At 46.3% G+C, this 21,168-nt stretch carries 18 protein-coding genes; all 18 read left to right on the forward strand.

Annotation, left to right across the window (positions count from 1 at the left end):
* Positions 1-10: 10 nt before the first annotated feature.
* The 18 genes from purE to ligA all read left to right on the forward strand — a co-directional run bounded on the left by purE (position 11) and on the right by ligA (position 21,156).
* A complete protein-coding gene (purE, locus tag ACF3OH_RS03785) occupies positions 11-499 on the forward strand; it encodes a 5-(carboxyamino)imidazole ribonucleotide mutase (RefSeq protein ID WP_204591741.1) in 489 nt (162 codons plus the stop codon).
* Entirely contained in the window at positions 496-1,614 is a 1,119-nt protein-coding gene (gene purK / locus ACF3OH_RS03790; RefSeq protein WP_392455869.1) for a 5-(carboxyamino)imidazole ribonucleotide synthase, read from the forward strand. Before purE ends, purK begins: the two co-directional genes overlap by 4 nt.
* Before the next feature lie 12 nt (positions 1,615-1,626).
* Positions 1,627-2,925, forward strand: a complete 1,299-nt coding sequence (gene purB / locus ACF3OH_RS03795; RefSeq protein WP_204591737.1) for an adenylosuccinate lyase — start codon at positions 1,627-1,629, stop codon at positions 2,923-2,925.
* Positions 2,926-2,937: 12 nt separating this feature from the next.
* Entirely contained in the window at positions 2,938-3,654 is a 717-nt protein-coding gene (gene purC / locus ACF3OH_RS03800) for a phosphoribosylaminoimidazolesuccinocarboxamide synthase (RefSeq protein ID WP_392455870.1), read from the forward strand.
* Entirely contained in the window at positions 3,651-3,905 is a 255-nt protein-coding gene (purS, locus tag ACF3OH_RS03805; protein WP_204591733.1) for a phosphoribosylformylglycinamidine synthase subunit PurS, read from the forward strand. The genes purC and purS overlap by 4 nt, the downstream gene beginning before the upstream one ends.
* Positions 3,902-4,588 (forward strand): phosphoribosylformylglycinamidine synthase subunit PurQ, encoded by a 687-nt coding sequence (purQ, locus tag ACF3OH_RS03810; RefSeq protein ID WP_204591731.1) that lies wholly within the window; start codon positions 3,902-3,904, stop codon positions 4,586-4,588. Before purS ends, purQ begins: the two co-directional genes overlap by 4 nt.
* Positions 4,572-6,800, forward strand: a complete 2,229-nt coding sequence (gene purL, locus ACF3OH_RS03815; protein WP_392455873.1) for a phosphoribosylformylglycinamidine synthase subunit PurL — start codon at positions 4,572-4,574, stop codon at positions 6,798-6,800. Before purQ ends, purL begins: the two co-directional genes overlap by 17 nt.
* Complete coding sequence (gene purF, locus ACF3OH_RS03820) at positions 6,776-8,197, forward strand: amidophosphoribosyltransferase (RefSeq protein ID WP_204591727.1); 1,422 nt, start codon at positions 6,776-6,778, stop codon at positions 8,195-8,197. The genes purL and purF overlap by 25 nt, the downstream gene beginning before the upstream one ends.
* An 11-nt stretch (positions 8,198-8,208) precedes the next feature.
* Positions 8,209-9,255 (forward strand): phosphoribosylformylglycinamidine cyclo-ligase, encoded by a 1,047-nt coding sequence (gene purM / locus ACF3OH_RS03825; RefSeq protein WP_392455874.1) that lies wholly within the window; start codon positions 8,209-8,211, stop codon positions 9,253-9,255.
* A 1-nt stretch (position 9,256) separates the two neighbouring features.
* A complete protein-coding gene (purN, locus tag ACF3OH_RS03830) occupies positions 9,257-9,832 on the forward strand; it encodes a phosphoribosylglycinamide formyltransferase (protein ID WP_392455875.1) in 576 nt (191 codons plus the stop codon).
* On the forward strand, positions 9,829-11,361 hold the full coding sequence (purH, locus tag ACF3OH_RS03835) for a bifunctional phosphoribosylaminoimidazolecarboxamide formyltransferase/IMP cyclohydrolase (protein WP_392455877.1): 1,533 nt from the start codon (positions 9,829-9,831) through the stop codon (positions 11,359-11,361). Before purN ends, purH begins: the two co-directional genes overlap by 4 nt.
* An 11-nt stretch (positions 11,362-11,372) precedes the next feature.
* Positions 11,373-12,626 (forward strand): phosphoribosylamine--glycine ligase, encoded by a 1,254-nt coding sequence (purD, locus tag ACF3OH_RS03840; RefSeq protein ID WP_392455878.1) that lies wholly within the window; start codon positions 11,373-11,375, stop codon positions 12,624-12,626.
* A 351-nt stretch (positions 12,627-12,977) separates the two neighbouring features.
* On the forward strand, positions 12,978-14,708 hold the full coding sequence (locus ACF3OH_RS03845; protein ID WP_204591717.1) for an adenine deaminase C-terminal domain-containing protein: 1,731 nt from the start codon (positions 12,978-12,980) through the stop codon (positions 14,706-14,708).
* A gap of 12 nt (positions 14,709-14,720) precedes the next feature.
* Positions 14,721-15,758, forward strand: coding sequence for a DUF3048 domain-containing protein (locus ACF3OH_RS03850; protein WP_392455879.1), 1,038 nt, complete (start codon positions 14,721-14,723; stop codon positions 15,756-15,758).
* 13 nt (positions 15,759-15,771) lie between these two features.
* A complete protein-coding gene (locus ACF3OH_RS03855) occupies positions 15,772-16,101 on the forward strand; it encodes a YerC/YecD family TrpR-related protein (protein ID WP_204591713.1) in 330 nt (109 codons plus the stop codon).
* 119 nt (positions 16,102-16,220) lie between these two features.
* The gene (locus tag ACF3OH_RS03860; protein ID WP_392455880.1) at positions 16,221-16,916 is read left to right on the forward strand and encodes a heptaprenylglyceryl phosphate synthase; all 696 of its coding nucleotides are present in this window, start codon (positions 16,221-16,223) and stop codon (positions 16,914-16,916) included.
* Positions 16,913-19,144: a DNA helicase PcrA gene (pcrA, locus tag ACF3OH_RS03865; protein ID WP_392455881.1), complete on the forward strand. Its 2,232-nt coding sequence runs from the start codon at positions 16,913-16,915 to the stop codon at positions 19,142-19,144. Before ACF3OH_RS03860 ends, pcrA begins: the two co-directional genes overlap by 4 nt.
* A gap of 11 nt (positions 19,145-19,155) precedes the next feature.
* A complete protein-coding gene (gene ligA / locus ACF3OH_RS03870; RefSeq protein ID WP_204591708.1) occupies positions 19,156-21,156 on the forward strand; it encodes an NAD-dependent DNA ligase LigA in 2,001 nt (666 codons plus the stop codon).
* Positions 21,157-21,168 lie beyond the last annotated feature (12 nt).

Raw genomic sequence — 21,168 nt, forward strand, 5'->3', positions numbered from 1 at the left:
GGATTTCACTATGACAGCAAAAGTTGGCGTCATCATGGGCAGCACAAGTGATTGGGAAACGATGCAACATGCCTGTGAGGTCTTAGAGGAACTTGAGATAGCTTATGAAAAGAAAGTCGTATCAGCACACCGAACACCAGATGCTATGTTTACTTATGCGGAGCAAGCACGTGGCCGTGGCATCCAAGTGATCATCGCAGGTGCTGGAGGGGCTGCGCACCTTCCGGGAATGGTAGCAGCGAAAACGACGCTTCCAGTAATCGGTGTCCCTGTGCAATCAAAAGCACTGAACGGTTTAGATTCGCTACTTTCTATCGTACAGATGCCAGGCGGTGTTCCGGTAGCAACTGTTGCAATCGGAAAAGCTGGCGCAACGAATGCGGGTTTACTAGCAGCGCAAATGCTCGGTATGACAGATGCTGCAGTTGCAGAACGTTTAGAAGCGAGACGCGAAAAGACACGTCAGGCTGTTGAAGAAAGTTCAGGTGACCTTGTATGACGAAAGTGATTTATCCGGGTCAAACGATTGGCATCATTGGTGGCGGGCAATTAGGACGAATGATGGCTCTTGCTGCTAAAGAAGCAGGCTTTCGCGTCGCTGTACTTGATCCTGCTATGGATTCCCCATGCGGGCAGGTGGCAGATATACGCATTGTCGCAGCTTATGATGACCAACAGGCGCTTGCAGAGCTTGCAGAAGCAAGTGACGTCATCACGTATGAGTTTGAAAACATTGATTACGAAGGCCTGAAAAAAGTGATGGATTATGCATACGTTCCTCAAGGGGCAGAGCTGATTCGCATCACGCAAGACCGTCGCATAGAGAAGATGGAACTTGAAAAAGCAGGCGTGCCAGTTGCACCGTTTGTCATTATCGAGTCTGTAGAGGACTTGGAAGAGCAGGTCGGGAAAATCGGCTACCCTTCCATTCTGAAAACTGCACGCGGAGGATATGACGGCAAAGGTCAAGTAAAGCTCACATCACCTGAAGATCTTTCTGAAGCGGCCGAACTGATTCGCAACACACCATGTGTACTTGAAAAAGTGATCCCATTCACGAAAGAAATTTCAACCATCATTCACCGAAATGCAGCAGGAGAGTGTCACATCCTGCCAATCGCTGAAAATATTCATGTCAATCATATTTTGCATCAAAGTATCGTTCCAGCACGTGTCACACATACGATTGAAAAAAAAGCAGAGCAAGCTGCAAAGCAAATTGCAGAGCACCTTTCTCTTGTCGGAACACTCGCTGTCGAGATGTTCGTCATCGAAGACGACTTGATTATCAACGAATTGGCACCACGGCCGCATAACTCAGGTCACTATTCTATTGAAGCCTGTAACGTCTCCCAGTTTCATCAACACATTCGCGCTGTTTGTGGATGGCCATTACGAAAGCCGATTCTGTGGGAGTCTTCTATCATGGTGAACTTACTAGGTCAACATGTTGCACCTGCTGCCAACCAATTGACGAAGCACCCGGAATGGTCACTTCACTTATACGGAAAAAAAGAGGCAAAGCATGACCGCAAAATGGGGCATATCACAGTGATGACCGATGACTTGGAACGAACATTGTTTGAATTAGAAGAGACCGGCATTTGGTCATAGGAGGAACTAGCAATGATTGAACGTTATACACGTCCCGAAATGGGCGCTATCTGGACAGAACAAAACAAATACGAAGCATGGTTGGAAGTCGAAATCTTAGCGTGTGAAGCATGGGCTGAGCTTGGCGAGATTCCAAAAGAAGACGTGAAAGTATTACGTGAAAACGCAACGTTTTCTGTTGACCGTATTTTAGAAATTGAAGAAGAGACACGTCATGACGTGGTGGCATTCACACGTGCTGTCTCCGAAACACTTGGTGAAGAGAAGAAGTGGGTGCATTACGGCCTGACGTCTACGGATGTTGTCGATACGGCGCTTTCGTATTTAATCAAACAAGCAAACGTTATTTTACGCCGTGATATTGAAAACTTCATTGAAATCTTAGGTGTCAAAGCGAAAGAACACAAATACACGGTCATGATGGGACGCACACACGGTGTGCACGCAGAACCGACAACGTTTGGTCTTAAGCTAGCATTATGGCGCGAGGAAATGAAACGAAACCTTGAGCGTTTTGAAGCAGCTGCGAAAGTGATTGAGACTGGTAAGCTTTCGGGTGCCGTTGGAACATACGCAAATATCGATCCGTTTGTTGAAAAGTATGTATGTGACAATCTTGGTCTTGCGGCAGCGCCAATCTCTACACAAACACTGCAACGTGACCGTCACGCTCAGTACATCAGCACAATTGCTTTGATAGGTGCTTCGATTGAAAAGTTTGCTACAGAAATTCGTGGTCTTCAAAAATCAGAGACACGTGAAGTGGAAGAGTTCTTTGCAAAAGGCCAAAAAGGATCTTCTGCAATGCCACACAAACGTAATCCAATTGGTTCTGAGAACATGACAGGTCTTGCACGATTACTTCGTGGACATATGGTGACGGCGATGGAAAACGTTGCACTGTGGCATGAACGTGATATCTCGCACTCGTCAGCAGAACGTGTGATCTTGCCGGATGCGACAATCACGTTGAACTACATGTTGAACCGTTTCGGCAACATCGTGAAAAACTTGACGGTATTCCCAGAAAACATGAAGCGCAACATGGACTCGACATTAGGTCTTATTTATTCACAACGTGTACTTCTTGCGTTGATCGACAAAGGTATGTCTCGTGAAGCGGCCTATGACACAGTACAACCACTTGCCATGAACGCTTGGGAGACACAGTCTCACTTCAAGCCACTTGTAGAAGCAGACAAGACGGTTTCAGAGAAGCTTTCAGCAGCGGAAATTGAAGAATGTTTCGATTACAACTACCACATCCAGCAAGTAGATGCGATTTTTGATCGTGTTGGCTTAAACAACTAGGAGGCGTTTTACGTGCAAAAAGGTGCTCTTGTGTATGAAGGGAAAGCGAAACAACTGTTTACAACGGACCAACTGGACGTGTTGTATGTGCAGTATAAAAACAGCGCAACGGCTTTCAATGGAGAGAAGAAGGAAGAAATCGACGGCAAAGCGCGTTTAAACAATCAGATCACCGCCGTCCTTTTTGAAAAACTTCATGCGAAAGGCATTCCCTCTCACTTTATCGAACAGCTCTCGGAAACGGAGCAACTTGTGAAAAAAGTCGACATCATTCCACTAGAAGTTGTCGTTCGCAACATCGCAGCTGGGAGCTTGGCAAAACGCCTTGGCTTTGAAGAAGGAACTCCACTAAAGCGGCCGCTTGTAGAATTCTACTACAAAGACGATGCGCTAGGTGATCCACTTCTGACAGATGCACATATTGCGTTACTTGAGCTTGTGACAGACAGTGAAAAACAAACACTCGAGCACCTTGGACGTGAAATCAATACAGCGCTTCTTTCCATTTTCGATGAAATCGGCGTAACACTAGTTGATTTCAAGGTTGAATTTGGACGCACAGCAGACGGTGAAATTTTGTTGGCAGATGAGATTTCACCTGATACGTGCCGTCTCTGGGACAAAGAGACAAAGCAAAAACTAGATAAAGATGTATTCAGACGCAACTTAGGAAATCTTACAGATGGCTATTCCATTATTCTTTCTCGCTTAGGAGGCAAATCTCAATGAAAAAAGTAAATGTCTATGTCACGTTACGTGAAAGTGTTTTAGATCCACAAGGTTCTGCAGTCAAAGGTGCGCTTCATGCTATGGATTATAAAGAAGTGCAAGATGTCCGTATCGGGAAATTTCTCGAACTTCAAATCGAAGAAGGGACACGTGATTTAGACACGGTCATTAAAGAGATGTGTGAACGTCTTTTGACAAATACAGTCATTGAAGATTACCGCTACGAGATTGAGGAGGCGGTCTCGCAATGAAATTCGCAGTGATCCAGTTTCCTGGCTCGAACTGTGATTTGGATATGTTTCATGCCATTCAAGATGAACTCGGACAAGATGTCGAGTACGTCTGGCATGACAAAGCCGATCTCAGTGGCTACGACGCCATTTTATTGCCAGGTGGCTTCTCATACGGAGATTACCTTCGTTGCGGCGCTATCGCTCAGTTCTCCAACATCATGAGTGAAGTGAAAAAAGCAGCAGAACAAGGTAAACCAATTTTAGGAGTTTGTAATGGATTCCAAGTACTAACAGAAGCGCGTTTGCTTCCTGGGGCACTCCTCCGCAACAAAAACTTGAAATTCATTTGCCGCACAGTGGCATTAGAAGTCGTCAATGCGGACACGCTATTCACAGGTGAATACGAACAAGGCCAAACGATTCAAATTCCAATCGCACACGGCGAAGGAAATTACTTCTGCGACGAAGAGACAGCAAAACAACTCGAAGCCAACAATCAAATTGTGTTTAAATACGTTGGCGAAGGGCCAAACGGTTCGTTATCCAACATCGCTGGCATCATCAATGAACAAGGAAACGTACTGGGCATGATGCCGCACCCTGAGCGTGCTGTACACGAAGTGATGGGTGGAACAGACGGTCTGCCTTTATTCCGATCAATCTTAAAACAGTGGAGGGAATCCCATGTCAGTCATGCTTGAACCAACAGCTGAACAAGTGAAAGAAATGAAGTTGTACTCCCAAATGGGGATGTCGGATGAAGAGTTTGAACTAGCAACTTCCATTCTTGGACGTACGCCGAACTACACGGAAACCGGCTTGTTTTCTGTCATGTGGTCCGAACACTGTTCGTATAAAAACTCGAAACCTGTTCTTCGCAAGTTCCCAACGACAGGCCCACAAGTATTACAAGGTCCTGGGGAAGGTGCCGGAATTGTAGATATTGGAGACGGTCAAGCCGTTGTTTTCAAAATGGAATCGCACAACCACCCATCTGCTATTGAACCGTATCAAGGCGCTGCAACGGGTGTCGGTGGAATCATTCGCGATGTATTTTCAATGGGTGCGCGCCCAATTGCTCTATTAAACTCCCTTCGCTTTGGAGAACTTGAGACACCACGTGTGAAGTATTTGTTTGAAGAAGTCGTCGCTGGAATTGCAGGGTACGGAAACTGTATCGGCATTCCAACGGTCGGTGGAGAAATCCAGTTTGATCCGTGTTATGAAGGAAATCCACTCGTCAACGCGATGGCAGTGGGACTCATCAATCACGAAGACATCCAGCGCGGAATCGCAGCGGGTGTCGGCAATACTGTTCTATATGCTGGTGCAAAAACTGGCCGCGACGGAATTCACGGAGCAACATTTGCTTCTGAGGAATTAAACGAAGAATCAGAGAAAAAACGTCCAGCTGTACAAGTTGGCGATCCATTTATGGAAAAACTTTTACTTGAAGCCTGTTTAGAAGTTATTAAATCTGATGCATTGATCGGGATTCAAGATATGGGAGCCGCGGGTCTGACATCCTCGTCTGCTGAAATGGCTTCAAAAGCTGGTTTCGGTATTGAGATGCACCTTGACCGCGTGCCACAACGTGAAACTGGGATGACAGCGTATGAAATGATGTTATCCGAGTCGCAAGAGCGTATGCTTCTGGTCGTCAAAAAAGGCCGCGAACAAGAAATCGTCGAGATTTTTGAAAAGTACGACCTCGACTGTGTAGCTGTCGGAGAAGTGACAGACGATAAAATGCTTCGTTTGATCCATCACGGTGAAGTGGTCGCAGAAGTTCCTGCGGATGCTTTAGCTGAAGAAGCACCCGTTTATAACAAACCAAAGCAAGAGCCTGCTTATTTCAGAGAGTTCCAAGCACAAGAAAATACAGAACCTCAAGTGGAAGATGTTCAAAAGACACTCGTATCGCTCCTTTCACAACCGACGATTGCCTCGAAAGAATGGGTGTATGACCAGTATGACTACCAAGTGCGCACATCTACTGTTGTAACGCCTGGTTCGGATGCAGCAGTCGTTCGCGTTCGTGGCACCAATAAAGCGCTCGCAATGACGACAGACTGTAACTCACGCTATATCTATCTTGATCCTGTAACAGGGGGCAAGATTGCGGTTGCAGAAGCAGCTCGTAATATTGTGTGTTCGGGTGGAAAGCCACTTGCTATCACAGATTGCTTGAACTTCGGCAGTCCTGAAAACCCAGAAATCTTCTGGCAACTTGACCAGTCTGCAGACGGTATTTCTGCAGCATGTCTTGCGCTAGATGCACCGGTTATCGGTGGGAATGTTTCATTATACAACGAGCGCAGTGGTGCGGCAGTGTATCCAACACCGACAATCGGTATGGTCGGATTAATCGATGACCTTGCGCATGTGACAACACAACACGCAAAAGCAGCAGGCGATGTCGTCTATTTGATTGGTGAAACGGCAACGGAGTTCGGAGGTTCGGAACTTCAAAAACTTGTAGAAGGTTCAATTTCCGGAAAAGCGCCGGCACTAGATTTAGAAATTGAGACGCGTCGTCAAAAAGCATTATTGACAGCGATTCGCTCTGGCCTTGTCGCATCTGCACACGATGTAGCAGAAGGTGGCGTGGCAGTAGCTTTAGCAGAAGTCGTCTTTGGCACAAAGTTTGGTGTCGACGTAACACTTGAAGGATCTGCAGTAACAGCTCTTTATAGTGAATCACAATCTCGCTTTATCGTAACGGTTGCAAAACAACATGCTGAAAAGTTCGAACAAGCTGTACCGGATGCACAAGCAATCGGTGAAATCACAGAGCAAGATGAATTCAAAATTCATTCGACAACTGGTGATACGTGGATCCAGTTACCGGTAGCGGAATTATTCGCTGCCTGGAAAGGAGCTATTCCATGCTTACTGAAATCCGAGGACTAAATGAAGAGTGTGGCGTATTTGGCGTGTGGGGTCATCATGATCCTGCACCCATGTGCTATTACGGGCTTCATGCGCTTCAACACCGTGGCCAAGAAGGAGCTGGAATTGTCGCTACAGACGGAGAGTTCTTACGTGCCGTTCGCGGGGAAGGGCTTGTCAACGACGTATTTGATGAGACAAAGTTAAAAGCACTACAAGGCAAGGCTGCTATCTCACACGTTCGCTATGCGACAGCTGGTGGCTCTGGACTCGCAAACGTTCAGCCGCTCCTTTTTAACTCTACGACTGGTGCACTAGCGATTGCCCATAACGGAAATATCGTCAACGCAACGGACTTGAAACGTAGTCTAGAACGTCAGGGAAGCATCTTCCAGACGACTTCTGACACGGAAGTGCTGGCACATTTAATTAAGCGCAGTCACCTGCAATCGTTTGAAGAGCGTGCAAAACAAGCGCTGCGCCTACTAAAGGGTGCATTTGCATTTTTGATATTAACGGAAGACTTCTTAATGGTTGCACAAGATCCGAATGGCATGCGTCCACTTTCTCTTGGTCGTTTGAACGGTGGGTTTGTCGTCGCCTCTGAAACGAGTGCGTTTGACTTGATCGGTGCAGAAGTCATTCGTTCTGTAGAGCCTGGTGAGATGTTGATTATCGATGACAAAGGGGTTCGCTCTTCGTATTACACAGAAGACCGTGGACGTGCAATCTGTTCAATGGAATACATTTATTTCTCGCGTCCCGACTCAGACATCGATGGGATAAACATCCATTCAGCGCGTAAACGCCTTGGAATTCAACTGGCGAAAGAGGTGCAAATTGAAGCGGATATCGTGACAGGTGTTCCTGACTCGAGTATTTCAGCGGCAATTGGCTTTTCTGAACAGTCCGGAATTCCTTATGAGATGGGCTTGATTAAAAACAGGTACGTAGGGCGTACGTTCATTCAACCGTCCCAAGAACTGCGCGAGCGCGGTGTGAAAATGAAATTATCTCCGGTTCGTCAAGTAGTGAATGGCAAACGGGTCGTCATGGTGGATGACTCGATTGTGCGCGGTACAACGTCTCGACGCATCGTCAACATGTTAAAAGAAGCAGGAGCAAGTGAAGTGCATGTGGTCATTAGTTCGCCACCACTGAAGAATCCATGTTTTTACGGAATCGATATCAGCTCAGATTCGGAGTTGATTGCTGCGAACAACTCGGTTGAAGAGATGCGTGAAATCATTGGAGCAGACTCGTTGTCTTTCTTATCAGTAGACGGTCTGTTAGGTGCAATCGGTCGTTCACCTGAAGCGAAAAACTGCGGTCAGTGTCTCGCATGTTTTACAGGAGAGTATCCAACATCGATCTATTCCGATACAAAATTGCCGCATGAAAAAGAATTGGTGCGCTAGGAGGCTGTACAATGTCAAAAGCATATGAACAAGCAGGAGTGAATATTGAGACGGGGTATGAAGCGGTCAACCGAATGAAGAGCCACGTCGAACGCACGACACGTCTCGGAGTACAAGGAACATTTGGTGGTTTCGGTGGCCAGTTCGATTTATCCGCACTTGGACTGAAACAACCGGTCTTGATTTCTGGAACGGACGGTGTCGGAACGAAGCTGAAACTTGCGTTTATGGCAGACCGTCATGACACAATCGGTATCGACTGTGTCGCAATGTGTGTAAATGACATCGTTGCGCAAGGTGCAGAACCTTTATTTTTCCTGGATTATGTAGCGCTTGGAAAAGCAGTTCCTGAAAAAATCGAGCAAATCGTCAAAGGCGTAGCAGACGGTTGTGTGGAAGCTGGAGCAGCACTTATCGGTGGTGAAACAGCTGAAATGCCAGGACTTTACGAAGAAGACGAATATGACTTAGCAGGTTTTGCGGTCGGGGCTTGTGAAAAAGCGGACGTCATTACAGGTGAAGAGATCGCAGCGGGCCAAGTGTTGATCGGTTTGTCTTCTAGTGGCATTCACTCCAATGGCTATTCTTTAGTGCGTCATATTTTGTTCTCGCAGCATGACATCAACCTTTCCGATGCGGTGCCATTTGCTGACAAAACCTATGCAGACGTACTCCTTGCACCAACAAGAATCTATTCAAAACAAATTGCAGCACTTAAAAAGGCTGTTTCGATCAAAGGGATGGCGCACGTTACGGGTGGTGGGTTCTTCGAAAATTTACCACGGATGTTACCGGAAGCACTGGGCGTATCGATTTCTCTTGGCAACTGGCCAGTTCCAGAAATTTTCACGCATCTGAAAGAACTTGGGTCTTTAGAAGACCGGGACCTTTATGGCGTGTTCAATATGGGGATTGGATTTGTTGTCGCAGTCGACGAAAAAGATCAAGAGCGCGCACTCAAAGCTTTACACGAAGCTGGAGAGACAGCGTATGTGATTGGAACTGTCACCGAGACGGCAGGCGTTGCGTTTACTGGCGACCAGGATGGGAGTCTCTAACATGACCATTCGTTTTGCAATTTTTGCGTCGGGCAACGGCTCGAATGCAGAAGCGCTTTACCAAGCAACAAAAGAGGGTCATCTGCACGGCGAAGTCGTCGGTGTGTTCAGTGACAAAGAAGAGGCATTCGTCTTAGAACGTGCAGCAAAGTGGGACGTTCCTACTGCTCAGTTGTCACCAAAAGCGTTTGCATCTAAAGTAGACTATGAACAAGCTGTTCTTGACCAGCTGCGCAGTTGGCAGGTGGACTTTTTAGTACTTGCCGGATATATGCGGCTAATTGGCCCAACTTTACTAAACGCGTTTCCGAATAAAATCGTCAATATCCATCCGTCTCTTCTTCCTGCGTTTCCTGGAAAAGACGCAATCGGTCAAGCACTCGCGTATGGTGTACAGGTGACAGGTGTTACGGTCCATTTAGTCGATGCGGGAATGGATACAGGCCCGATTTTAGCGCAACGAGCGGTGGAAGTTCAGGCAACACTAGAGCAGACAGAAGCATGCATTCATGCAGTAGAACATGAACTTTATAGAGAAGCACTAGACCAGCTATGGAATGAGGAGAGAATGAAATGAAACGAGCATTACTCAGTGTGTCCGACAAAGTGGGCATCGTAGACTTCGCACAACAATTAGTGGAACTTGGGTACGAATTGTTATCTACGGGAGGGACGAAAGCGGCTCTTCAAGAAGCAGGAATTCCCGTAACCGCTGTTGGCGACGTGACCGGTTTCCCGGAAATTTTAGAAGGGCGTGTCAAAACGCTGCACCCTAAAATTCATGGGGGATTGTTGTCAAAACACGATGATCCCGCTCACCTTGCACAACTAGAGGAGCATGCGATTCAGCCTATTCAAGTAGTTTGTGTGAATCTCTACCCGTTCCAATCGACGATTCAGCGTCCAGACGTAACACCAGAACTAGCAATTGAAAATATTGATATCGGCGGCCCGAGTATGCTTCGTGCGTCCGCAAAAAATCATCAGTATGTCACGGTCGTCACAGATCCTGCTGATTATGCAAGTGTACTAGATGAACTGCGCACGTCAGGTGAAACAAAACTTACGACGCGTCAACGACTTGCTGCAAAAGTGTTCCGCCACACAGCTGCATATGACGCTTGGATTGCGGCATATTTAAGCGACATGGCAGGCGACGAGTTCCCAGAGTCACTGACATTGACGTATGAAAAGAAACAAGATTTACGGTATGGGGAAAACCCACATCAGCTAGCTGCATTCTATCAAAATAAGATGGGTTCTGCTTTCTCCATTGCTGCAGCGACCCAAGTACACGGCAAAGAACTTTCGTACAACAACATCCAGGATGCAAACGCTGCGATTCAACTGGTGAAAGAATTCGATGGTCCTGCTGCAGTTGCAGTGAAGCATATGAATCCTTGTGGCGTTGGTGTTGGAAAGACGATTGCAGAAGCGTTCCAAAAAGCGTATGAGTCGGACGAAACAAGCATCTTCGGTGGCATCATTGCACTTAATCGCGAAGTCGATGCGGCAACTGCGAAAGTGCTTGGTGGGATTTTCTTAGAGATTATTATCGCTCCGTCATTCTCAGAACAAGCTTTAGCGATGTTGACGGCAAAGAAGAATATTCGTCTGTTAACAATTCCATTTGAAGATGGTTCACAAGAAGCGTTCAATGTCGTGTCAATTGAAGGCGGACTCCTCGTCCAGTCTCCAGACACTGCATCTCTTGCCCATGCAAACGTTGAAATCGTAACAGACCGCGCTCCAACAGATGAAGAGTGGGCAGCACTTGAACTTGGCTGGAATGTTGTCAAACACGTGAAATCAAATGCCATCGTTGTGTCAGATGCGCAAATGACACTTGGTGTCGGAGCGGGGCAGATGAACCGTGTCGGTGCAGCGAAAATTGCACTTGAACAAGCAGGAGACAAAGCACGCGGAGCAGCACTAGCATCAGATGCATTCTTCCCGATGTCCGACACAGTCGAGACTGCAGCAGCTGCTGGTATCACTGCAATTATTCAACCAGGCGGATCTGTCAAAGACCAAGATTCCATTGATAAAGCAAACGAGTTAGGCATTGCCATGGTCTTCACAGGAATTCGTCACTTCAAACACTAGGAGGAAATCGAATGAAAGTACTTGTGATTGGAAGTGGCGGTCGCGAACACGCTATCGTCCGTCAGTTTAAAACTTCACCCAGTGTAACCGAAGTCTTTGCCATTCCAGGAAACGATGGCATGAAAGACGAAGCAACGTGTATAGCCATCTCACAACTGGACTTTCCGGCAATAGCTGAAGTCGTTCGCCGTGAGAAAATCACGCTGACATTCGTCGGACCCGAACAACCGTTGTCTGAAGGAATCGTAGATTATTTTCATTCGGAAGGGTTGACGATCTTTGGACCAACGCAAGCAGCAGCTGAACTTGAAGGAAGTAAGGCGTATGCAAAAGATGTGATGGACCGCTATGCAATTCCGACTGCATTTTATGAAGTGTTTGAAGAGGTCGAGCCGGCTCTTGCCTATGTGAAAAAGCAGGGTGCGCCGATTGTCATCAAAGCAGATGGTCTCGCAGCAGGAAAAGGTGTCGTTGTGGCGATGACGGAAGAAGAGGCGGAACAAGCAGTTGTCTCAATGTTAGATGATCAGCGCTTTGGAGACGCGTCTTCTCGAATTGTCATCGAAGAGTTTTTGGAAGGGGAAGAATTTTCCCTTCTCGCATTCGTCCATGGTGGCCACATTATTCCAATGCCAATTGCACAAGATCACAAACGTGCGTATGACGGTGACAGAGGGCCAAACACTGGAGGAATGGGTGCGTATTGTCCAGTCCCTCATTTGCCAGAAGGTCTTGCCGAACAGGCGCTTGAAACAATTGTTCGCAAAACGGTTGATGCCATGGATGCAGAAGGTCGCTCGTTTACAGGCGTCTTATATGCGGGATTGATTGCGACGACTGAAGGACCAAAAGTGATTGAGTTCAACACACGTTTTGGCGACCCAGAAACACAAGTCGTGTTGCCGAAGCTTAAAACCGATTTTGGGAAGTTACTTGTTGATTTACTTGAGAGGCAAGCACCGACTGCAGAATGGGACGATTTACAGCATCTTGGTGTTGTCGTTGCAGCAGAAGGGTACCCGGATGAGCCGGTGAAGGGGCAATTGCTGCCAGAGCTTCACAAGCTAAAGGACGTACAGGTATTCCACGCCGGAACCACGCTGCAACAAGACCGTTTCCGTGGATCAGGTGGGCGACTGCTGTTGGTATCGGCTGCAGCTGAAACACCAGCCGAAGCAGCGAGCAAAGTCTACGCTGCACTCGACTCGGTCGACTGGCCATCTTGTTATTACCGAAAGGATATTGGGTGGCGAACACTATCTTAGATGTGGAGCCGACTGGTCTATTTCTTCCCAGGGAAGATTTCAATAAGAAGTTAAGTCTTTTTATGAGAAACTCCCTGGGAAGGATTTCTCAAGTTCTTTCTAGTAAGATCTTAGGTCGCTCGGGGTTTGTTCCCTGGGCGGCTTTCTTTGTGCCCTGAATTATTTCTTCCCAGGGAAGATTTCAATAAAAAGTTAAGTCTTGTTATGAGAAACTCCCAGGGAAGAATACTTTCCCCTCCTACTACCTCGAAAACCTTATCACCTGAAACAATTCTGTCACTTTCACGCTTCACTTTACTAAAGCGTTATGCTAAACTGGAAAAGAATTGTGTAAAGAGAGGGTGTTTCCATATGCAATACCCGATTTGGAAAATTGAAGAGATTCGTCATCAACTCGAAGTTGTGAATGGACAGGGTGAACCTGATAAATTGATCACAAATGCGACTTACCTCCACAGTCACCTTAAAACGTGGGTGGACGGCAACATCTGGATTGTCGGAGACCGCATCGTATACGCGGGTAAAGAACTTCCTGCCTCCACTGAAGGAACTGAAGTGATTGATGCAACAGGACTAAAAATTGTCCCTGGTTATATCGAAGCCCACAGTCATCCGTTCCAACTCTATAACCCGGAAACATTTAGTGACTATGCTGCACAAACCGGAACAACGATGTTGGTGTCGGACAACTTACCGTTGTTTTTGACAATGGAAAACAAGAAAGCGTTTTCATTTATGGACAGTTTACGCGAGTTGCCGTTTTCATTTTACTGGTGGGCACGTTTTGATTCCCAAACAGAACTCGAGCACGAAGAGGAATTGTTTACGACAAAAGCGATCACTGAATGGATTGAACGACCTGATGTCATCATGGGAGGAGAACTCACCGGATGGCCACGTCTGTTAAATGGCGACGATCAAATGCTGTACTGGATGCAAAAAGCAAAAGCAAGCGGAATGAAAATAGAAGGGCATTTCCCAGGTGCATCGGAGCGAACATTGACGAAGATGCGTCTGCTCGGAACAGATGGTGACCATGAGGCCATGACGATCGAGGAAGTCGAAAAACGTATTTTACACGGGTACGCGGTCACGCTTCGTCATTCTTCGATTCGTCCGGACTTGCCGAATTTGTTAAAGGAAATCGTCGATAAAGGTTGGAAGATTTTTGATCATCTCATGATGACAACAGATGGCAGTACACCAGGCTTCCATAAAGACGGCGTGATGGACAAATGTATTCAAGTCGCACTTGATGCAGGAGTAGATCCAGTAGATGCGTACTTGATGGCCACGTTCAACCCAGCGAAGTATTACAACTTGTCGAACCTTCACGGAGTCATTGCGACAGGTCGTTTGGCGTCGCTGAATTTCTTAACGGACGACCATTCGCCGACGCCGATCAGCGTCTTATCAAAAGGTGTTTGGATCAAACGAGATGGCGAACGCCAAGTGACGTTTAGTGGAACAGATTTTTCCATGTTCTCAAACGGACCACTTCAAGTGGAGCTTGCCGATACAGACTTCCAATTTTCGATGCCATTTGGACTTGAAATGGTCAATGACGTCATCATCAAACCCTATCGCGTACGTGTGGATACAACACATGACCGCTTGAAGGATGATCATGATGAAAGTTTTCTAGTATTGATTGACCGGAATGGGAAATGGAAAGTCAATACGCTACTCAAAGGGTTCGCGACAACTCTGCAAGGATTTGCGTCATCGTATTCCAATATGGGCGATATACTATTGATCGGGAAAGACAAAAATGAAATGAAAAAAGCGTATGAAGCTATCAAAACCCAAGGCGGAGGTATCGCTGTCAGCCAAGACGGAAAAATCACAGCGAAAATTGATTTGCCGATTGGTGGCGGCCTCTCCACACATCCTGTTTCAGAACTTATAGAAATAGAGAAAGTTCTCAAGGATGAATTGGCTGCTCACGGGTTTCACCATGGAGATGCTATTTATACACTATTGTTCCTTCAGGCCACGCATTTACCATATGTCCGCGTGACACAACGAGGAATCGTCGATGTCTTAAAGAAGCAAGTCCTATTCCCGTCTGTCATGCGTTAAGGGGGAACTAAAATGAAAAAATGGGGAATTGTTGTAGTGTGTTCAGTGCTTATCCTGACAGGCTGCAAGGATAAAGAAGAGACAGCCACGGAAGAGCCGATTGTAAATGAAGTAGAAGAAAATGAACAAGAAGTAACCGAAACCTTAAACTTTATCACGCCACTATCTGGGGAACCCGTCTCTCAAAAAATGACGGCGCGACCAGTAGTCGTCACCATTAACAATCATCCACTTGCTCGGCCACAGTCGGGCCTTGCAGAAGCAGATGTCATTATTGAATTAATTGCAGAAAGCAACATCACGCGTTTTTTAGCCGTGTACGAAAGTGAAATGCCAGAACGAGTTGGACCGATCCGAAGTGCACGTGACTACTTCATTGATCTAGCCAATGGCTACAATGCGTTTTATGTGGCGCATGGCTACAGCCCGGACGCGAAAGCGATGCTCGACCGCGGTGACATCGACCATATCAATGGTATGATGTACGACGGAACTTATTTTCACCGTTCCTCGGACCGGAAAGCTCCACATAACTCGTACAATACAGGTCCTGAAATTCTCGATGCTGCTGAACAAGTAGGTGCCTCGATGACACTTTCGGAATCTCAAATGCCAACCTATGTTTTTTCAAAGGAAGCAATGAGTGGAGAGACTGTCACAGACCTCACCATTAGCTATAGTGGGGACCAAAATTTTGTTACTAGCTATTCGTACGATACTACATCTGGTTTCTATACAAGGTCATCTGGAGGAATAGAGACAACGGATGCGGAGTCAGGAGATGCCCTGCAACTCGCTAATGTTGTCATCGTAGAAGTTCCCCATCAAACAATCGATGCAGAAGGGCGTCAAGCACTAGACTTCGCAGCTGGTGGAAGAGCGTGGCTGTACCGAGATGGAACTGTACTTGAAGTAACTTGGCGCGAGGATTCTGGGATGCTCCGACTTTACAACGGAACGTCCGAAGTGGAGTTCGCACCAGGTCAAACATGGATGTCTTTGATTCCAACCGCTCGCGGTTTCGACCAAATGGTCACCTATTCAGAATAAAGGAAGTGATTCGATGCAAGTCGATAAAATTCGTGGTCATCAAACGGACCAATTGTTTAAAGCCGTACTCGAACTAAAGAATATCGAAGAGGCCTATGCCTTCTTTGATGACTTATGTACAATTAGCGAGATTCAATCCCTCGCACAACGCTTTGAAGTAGCCCACTTGCTACGCCTACAAAAAACGTATGAAACGATTAAAGATCAAACGGGTGCAAGTACAGCGACAATCTCTCGCGTGCGTCGCTGCTTTGATTACGGCAATGATACGTATGATGAAATGCTCGGAAGACTATATCCAGATGAGCCTTCCTTCAAGCCCACGACGAAAGGTCGTCGCTAACAGGTTTCCCCTTTAGGGAAGCCTGTTTTTTTGGTATACTGACACTACATAACTTACTAGACACGAAATCGACTCGTCCCGGGTCGATTTCAGTGTGTCTGATTGAAGAAGGTGCCTTAATGCTTACGGACTATAGAGAGTGGAAACATGTATGTAAACTTGACCCGGCGAAGTCATTATCTGATGACGATCTTGAACTCATTTGTGAATCTGGCACAGATGCCATCATTGTTGGTGGATCTGACAATGTTGAGCTAGATGATGTGCTTGAACTTCTGATGAAAATCCGCCGATTTGCGCTTCCCGTCTGCCTCGAACTGTCGACCCTCGAAATGATCACACCAGGTTTTGATTATTATTTTATCCCTTCCGTTTTAAACAGCCCGAACACTGCTTGGGTAAAAGACTTGCATCATCAAGCCCTTGTCGCGCATGGCGACTTCATGAACTGGGATGAAGTGTTTACAGAAGGCTATTGTGTATTGAACCCAGCTGCTAAAGTTGCGGAGTTGACAGAAGCGAATACAGCGCTGACTGAAGAAGAAGTTGTAGCCTACGCCCGACTTGCACAAAATTTGTTCCATCTGCCGATTTTTTATTTGGAATACAGTGGGACATATGGAAATCCAGAAGTCGTAAAAGCAAGTAAAGACGTTCTGACAACGACACGATTATTTTACGGTGGCGGAATCGAGACAACTGAACAAGCCCGAGAAATGGCCCAGTATGCAGACACAATTGTCGTCGGCAACAGTCTCTACACCGACTTAAAACAAGCACTCAAAACGGTAAAAGCCGTTAAGGAGGAACTATGAAGCGAATTGCAAACCAACTTTTAAACGGCATGAATCCAAAACAGGAAGAAGCTGTTAAACATACAGAAGGACCGCTTCTCATCATGGCGGGAGCAGGATCTGGGAAAACGCGCGTGTTGACGCACCGCATCGCCTACTTAATCGTAGAAAAACAAGTGTACCCGTCAAAGATTTTAGCGATTACCTTCACAAATAAAGCAGCCAAAGAAATGAAGCAGCGAATCGATGGTATTTTAGGCGAAGGATTTGGCGACCAGATGTGGGTCTCCACTTTCCACTCAATGTGCGTAAGAATCTTACGTCGGGATGCCGATCGCATTGGGTACTCAAAAAACTTTTCGATTCTTGATAGCACAGACCAACTCAGTGTCATCAAAGGAATTTTAAAGCAAGATAATATCGACCCGAAAAAGTATGAGCCACGCGCTTTGCTCGGCATCATCAGCAGTGCAAAGAATCAGCTGAAGACAGCGGATGACTTTTTAGCGGAAATGAATCCGATGAATCCGTACGAGAAAATTGCAGGACAGGTGTACAAGTCGTATGAGCGTCGTTTGAAAAAGAATCAGTCGATGGACTTTGATGATTTGATCATGCGCACGATTGATTTGTTTACACGTGTTCCGGAAGTGCTCGACTTTTATCAAAATAAATTTCACTACATCCATGTAGATGAATACCAAGATACAAATAAAGCGCAGTATCAACTGGTTGAGATGCTTGCTGAAAAATTCCATAACATTTGTGTTGTTGGAGACTCGGACCAATCGATCTATCGCTGGCGTGGGGCGGATATCGGAAATATCTTGTCATTTGAAAAAGATTATCCGAACGCAAAAGTGATTATGCTTGAGCAAAATTATCGTTCTACAAAGCGCATTTTACAGGCGGCCAATGAAATCATCGGGAACAATAAGAGCCGCTATCCAAAAATACTTCGAACTGATAATTCGGAGGGTGAAAAGGTTCAACTGTACCGTGCGTACAACGAACAAGAAGAAGCGCAGTTTGTAGTCGGTAAAATTCAACAACTGATGCAAGATGATGGGCTTCGCTACCAAGACTTTGCTGTTTTATACCGCACGAATGCGCAGTCTCGTGCAATGGAGGAGACATTAGTCAAATCCAATATGAACTACAAAATCGTCGGCGGAACCAAGTTCTATGACCGTAAAGAAATTAAAGATCTACTTGCTTACTTGCGACTTATCGCGAACAATGACGACGATATTTCACTAGCTCGTATTATCAATGAACCAAAGCGCAATATTGGCGCAACATCGTTTGAACGAATTGTTACGTATGCTTTGATGCACGATATGACGGTGCTTGAAGCACTTGAAAATGCTACGTTGATTCCTGGTATGACAGGACGGGCCTTAAAATCTGTTTCTGAATTCTTTACATTAATTGATCAATTGTCTGCTATGCAGGAGTATTTATCTGTCAGTGAAATCGTTCAAGAAGTTATTGACCGTACAGGATATAAAGAGATGCTCCAACGTGAAAACAGTATTGAGTCAGAAAGTCGACTAGAGAACATCGGAGAATTTGTGACGGTGACAAAAGCATTTGAAGAGCGTAGCGAAGACAAGACGCTCGTAGCTTTCTTGACGGACCTAGCTCTGATCTCTGATATCGATGCTTTGGATCAAGTGCCGAATGAAGACCAAGGTACTGTGACCTTGATGACGTTGCACGCTGCAAAAGGCCTTGAATTCCCAGTCGTATTTTTAATCGGGATGGAAGAAAATATCTTTCCACATAGCCGGTCAATCGGTGACGAAGAGGAGATGGAGGAAGAACGCCGTCTGGCTTACGTTGGCTTGACCCGCGCAGAACAGCGCCTTTATTTAAGTTGCGCCCAGACACGTATGATTTTCGGTCGGACGAGCATGAATCAACCCTCTCGTTTTATCGGAGAGATTTCTGGAGATGTGATTGAACCAGTAGGCGGAGAGCGAGCAAGACAAGTGCATCCGTCCGTTGCTGGCAATCGCTACATCAAACCACGAAAAGTTGCACCGAGTCAGCCGGTTTATACAGAGTCAGGCGGGGACAAACTGACGTGGAACATCGGCGACAAAGCAGCCCACAAAAAGTGGGGAGTAGGAACGGTAGTCAGTGTTCGTGGAGAAGGCGAAAATCGCGAACTTGATATCGCATTCCCAAAACCAACGGGCATTAAGCGACTCTTAGCTAAATTTGCTCCAATCGAAAAACAGTAGGAGGCTCACTTATGGAACATGTTGAAGCGCGAATGAAAGAACTGCATGAGCTGTTGCATGATTACGGCCATGCCTATTATGTGTTAGATGAACCGCTCGTTTCCGATGCGATTTATGATCAATACATGCGCGAGTTGATGGAACTTGAAGAACAACATCCTTCTCTTATACTTCCGGATTCTCCTACGCAACGAGTTGGCGGCAAACCTTTAGAAGGATTTCAAAAAGTACGCCACCGCACACCGATGCTTAGTCTTTCAAACGCCTTTTCAGAACAAGACTTACGTGAGTTTGACCGACGCATCAAAGAACTTGTGGATAGCGACTACCGCTATGTATGTGAACTGAAAATTGATGGGCTGGCTGTCAGTTTGTTATATGAGGATGGAAAACTTGTACGCGGGGCAACGCGCGGAGACGGTACGACCGGAGAAGACATTACTGCTAATATCCGAACGATTCGTGCAGTGCCGCTTCGCTTGAAGGAATCTGTCACGCTAGAAGTGCGTGGTGAAGCGTACATGCCAAAAGCTTCTTTCCAAGCATTGAATGGACTGCGCCAAGAACAAGAACTTGAACTGTTCGCAAATCCACGAAATGCAGCAGCGGGAAGCTTGCGTCAGCTTGACCCAAAAATTGCAGCGAGTCGCCAACTCTCTGTATTCATTTATGGGTTAGGAAACCCCGAAGAGTTAGGGATTCAATCACACTCTGAAGCACTTGATTACTTAAACAAACTGGGCTTCTCTATGAACCGTGAGACAAAAGTATGTGAAACAATTGAAGACGTTCAGGCGTTCATAGAAGAATGGACAGCAAAACGAAATGACTTGCCGTATGAAATCGACGGGATCGTCATCAAAGTCGACCGCTATGACCAACAAGAAGAACTAGGATTTACGGCGAAGAGCCCACGTTTTGCGACAGCCTATAAGTTTCCGGCTGAAGAAGTGGTCACGGAACTTTTGGATATTGAATGGACAGTCGGCCGAACGGGCGTTGTAACACCCACTGCTATTTTACAAGCTGTGCAAGTGGCAGGGACGACAGTTCGCCGAGCATCCCTTCATAACGTTGATTTGATTCAGCAAAAAGATGTCCGTATCGGAGATAAAGTGATTGTCCGCAAAGCGGGAGACATTATTCCAGAAGTAGTCGCAGTCCTTGAAAACGAACGAAAAGAATCCGCTGTGCCGTATGAAATGCCAACAAATTGTCCGGTGTGTGAGAGCGAATTAGTCCGCATCGAGGAGGAAGTGGCACTTCGTTGTGTGAACCCGGCCTGCCCTGCTCAAATCACAGAAGGCATTCGACACTTTGCTTCTCGCAATGCGATGAACATTGATGGCTTAGGGGAAAAAGTGGTCGAGCAACTGTTCCAAAACCAGTTGATTCACGACGTAGCGGACTTATATTCACTAACAGTAGAGCAACTAATTGAACTCGAACGTATGGGAACGAAATCTGCAGAGAATTTAGTGCGTGCAATTGCTGTGACAAAAGAAAATTCGCTTGAAAAAGTACTTTTCGGTCTTGGGATTCGTCATATTGGAGAAAAGGCAGCGCGTCTACTTGCTGAAGAATTTGGTGATATTGATCAACTGATGCTAGCAACACGCGAGCAATTGACTGCCGTTCATGAAATAGGGGATAAAATGGCGGACTCTTTGGTCACGTATTTTGAGCAACCTGAGTCTCAGCAACTAGTTACAAAATTAAAAGACGCAGGCCTGGTACTCCAGTATTTAGGTCGTAGAATTGACAAGGAAGCGCTAGCGGACAATCCTCTTTTCGGGAAGACCGTTGTCTTGACTGGAAAACTTGAGCAGATGGGCCGAAACGAGGCGAAAGAAAAGCTCCTTGAAAAAGGTGCAAAAGTTGCAGGCAGTGTCAGCAAAAAGACGGATCTTGTCATTGCTGGAGAAGATGCCGGTTCGAAGTTAGAGAAAGCCACGGAACTTGGGATTGAAGTTTGGACAGAGCAACAGATGATGGATGCCCTGGCAAACTAGGAAGGAAGAACA

The organism is Chryseomicrobium aureum (assembly GCF_043182735.1).
In the GTDB taxonomy this organism is placed as follows: domain Bacteria; phylum Bacillota; class Bacilli; order Bacillales_A; family Planococcaceae; genus Chryseomicrobium; species Chryseomicrobium aureum.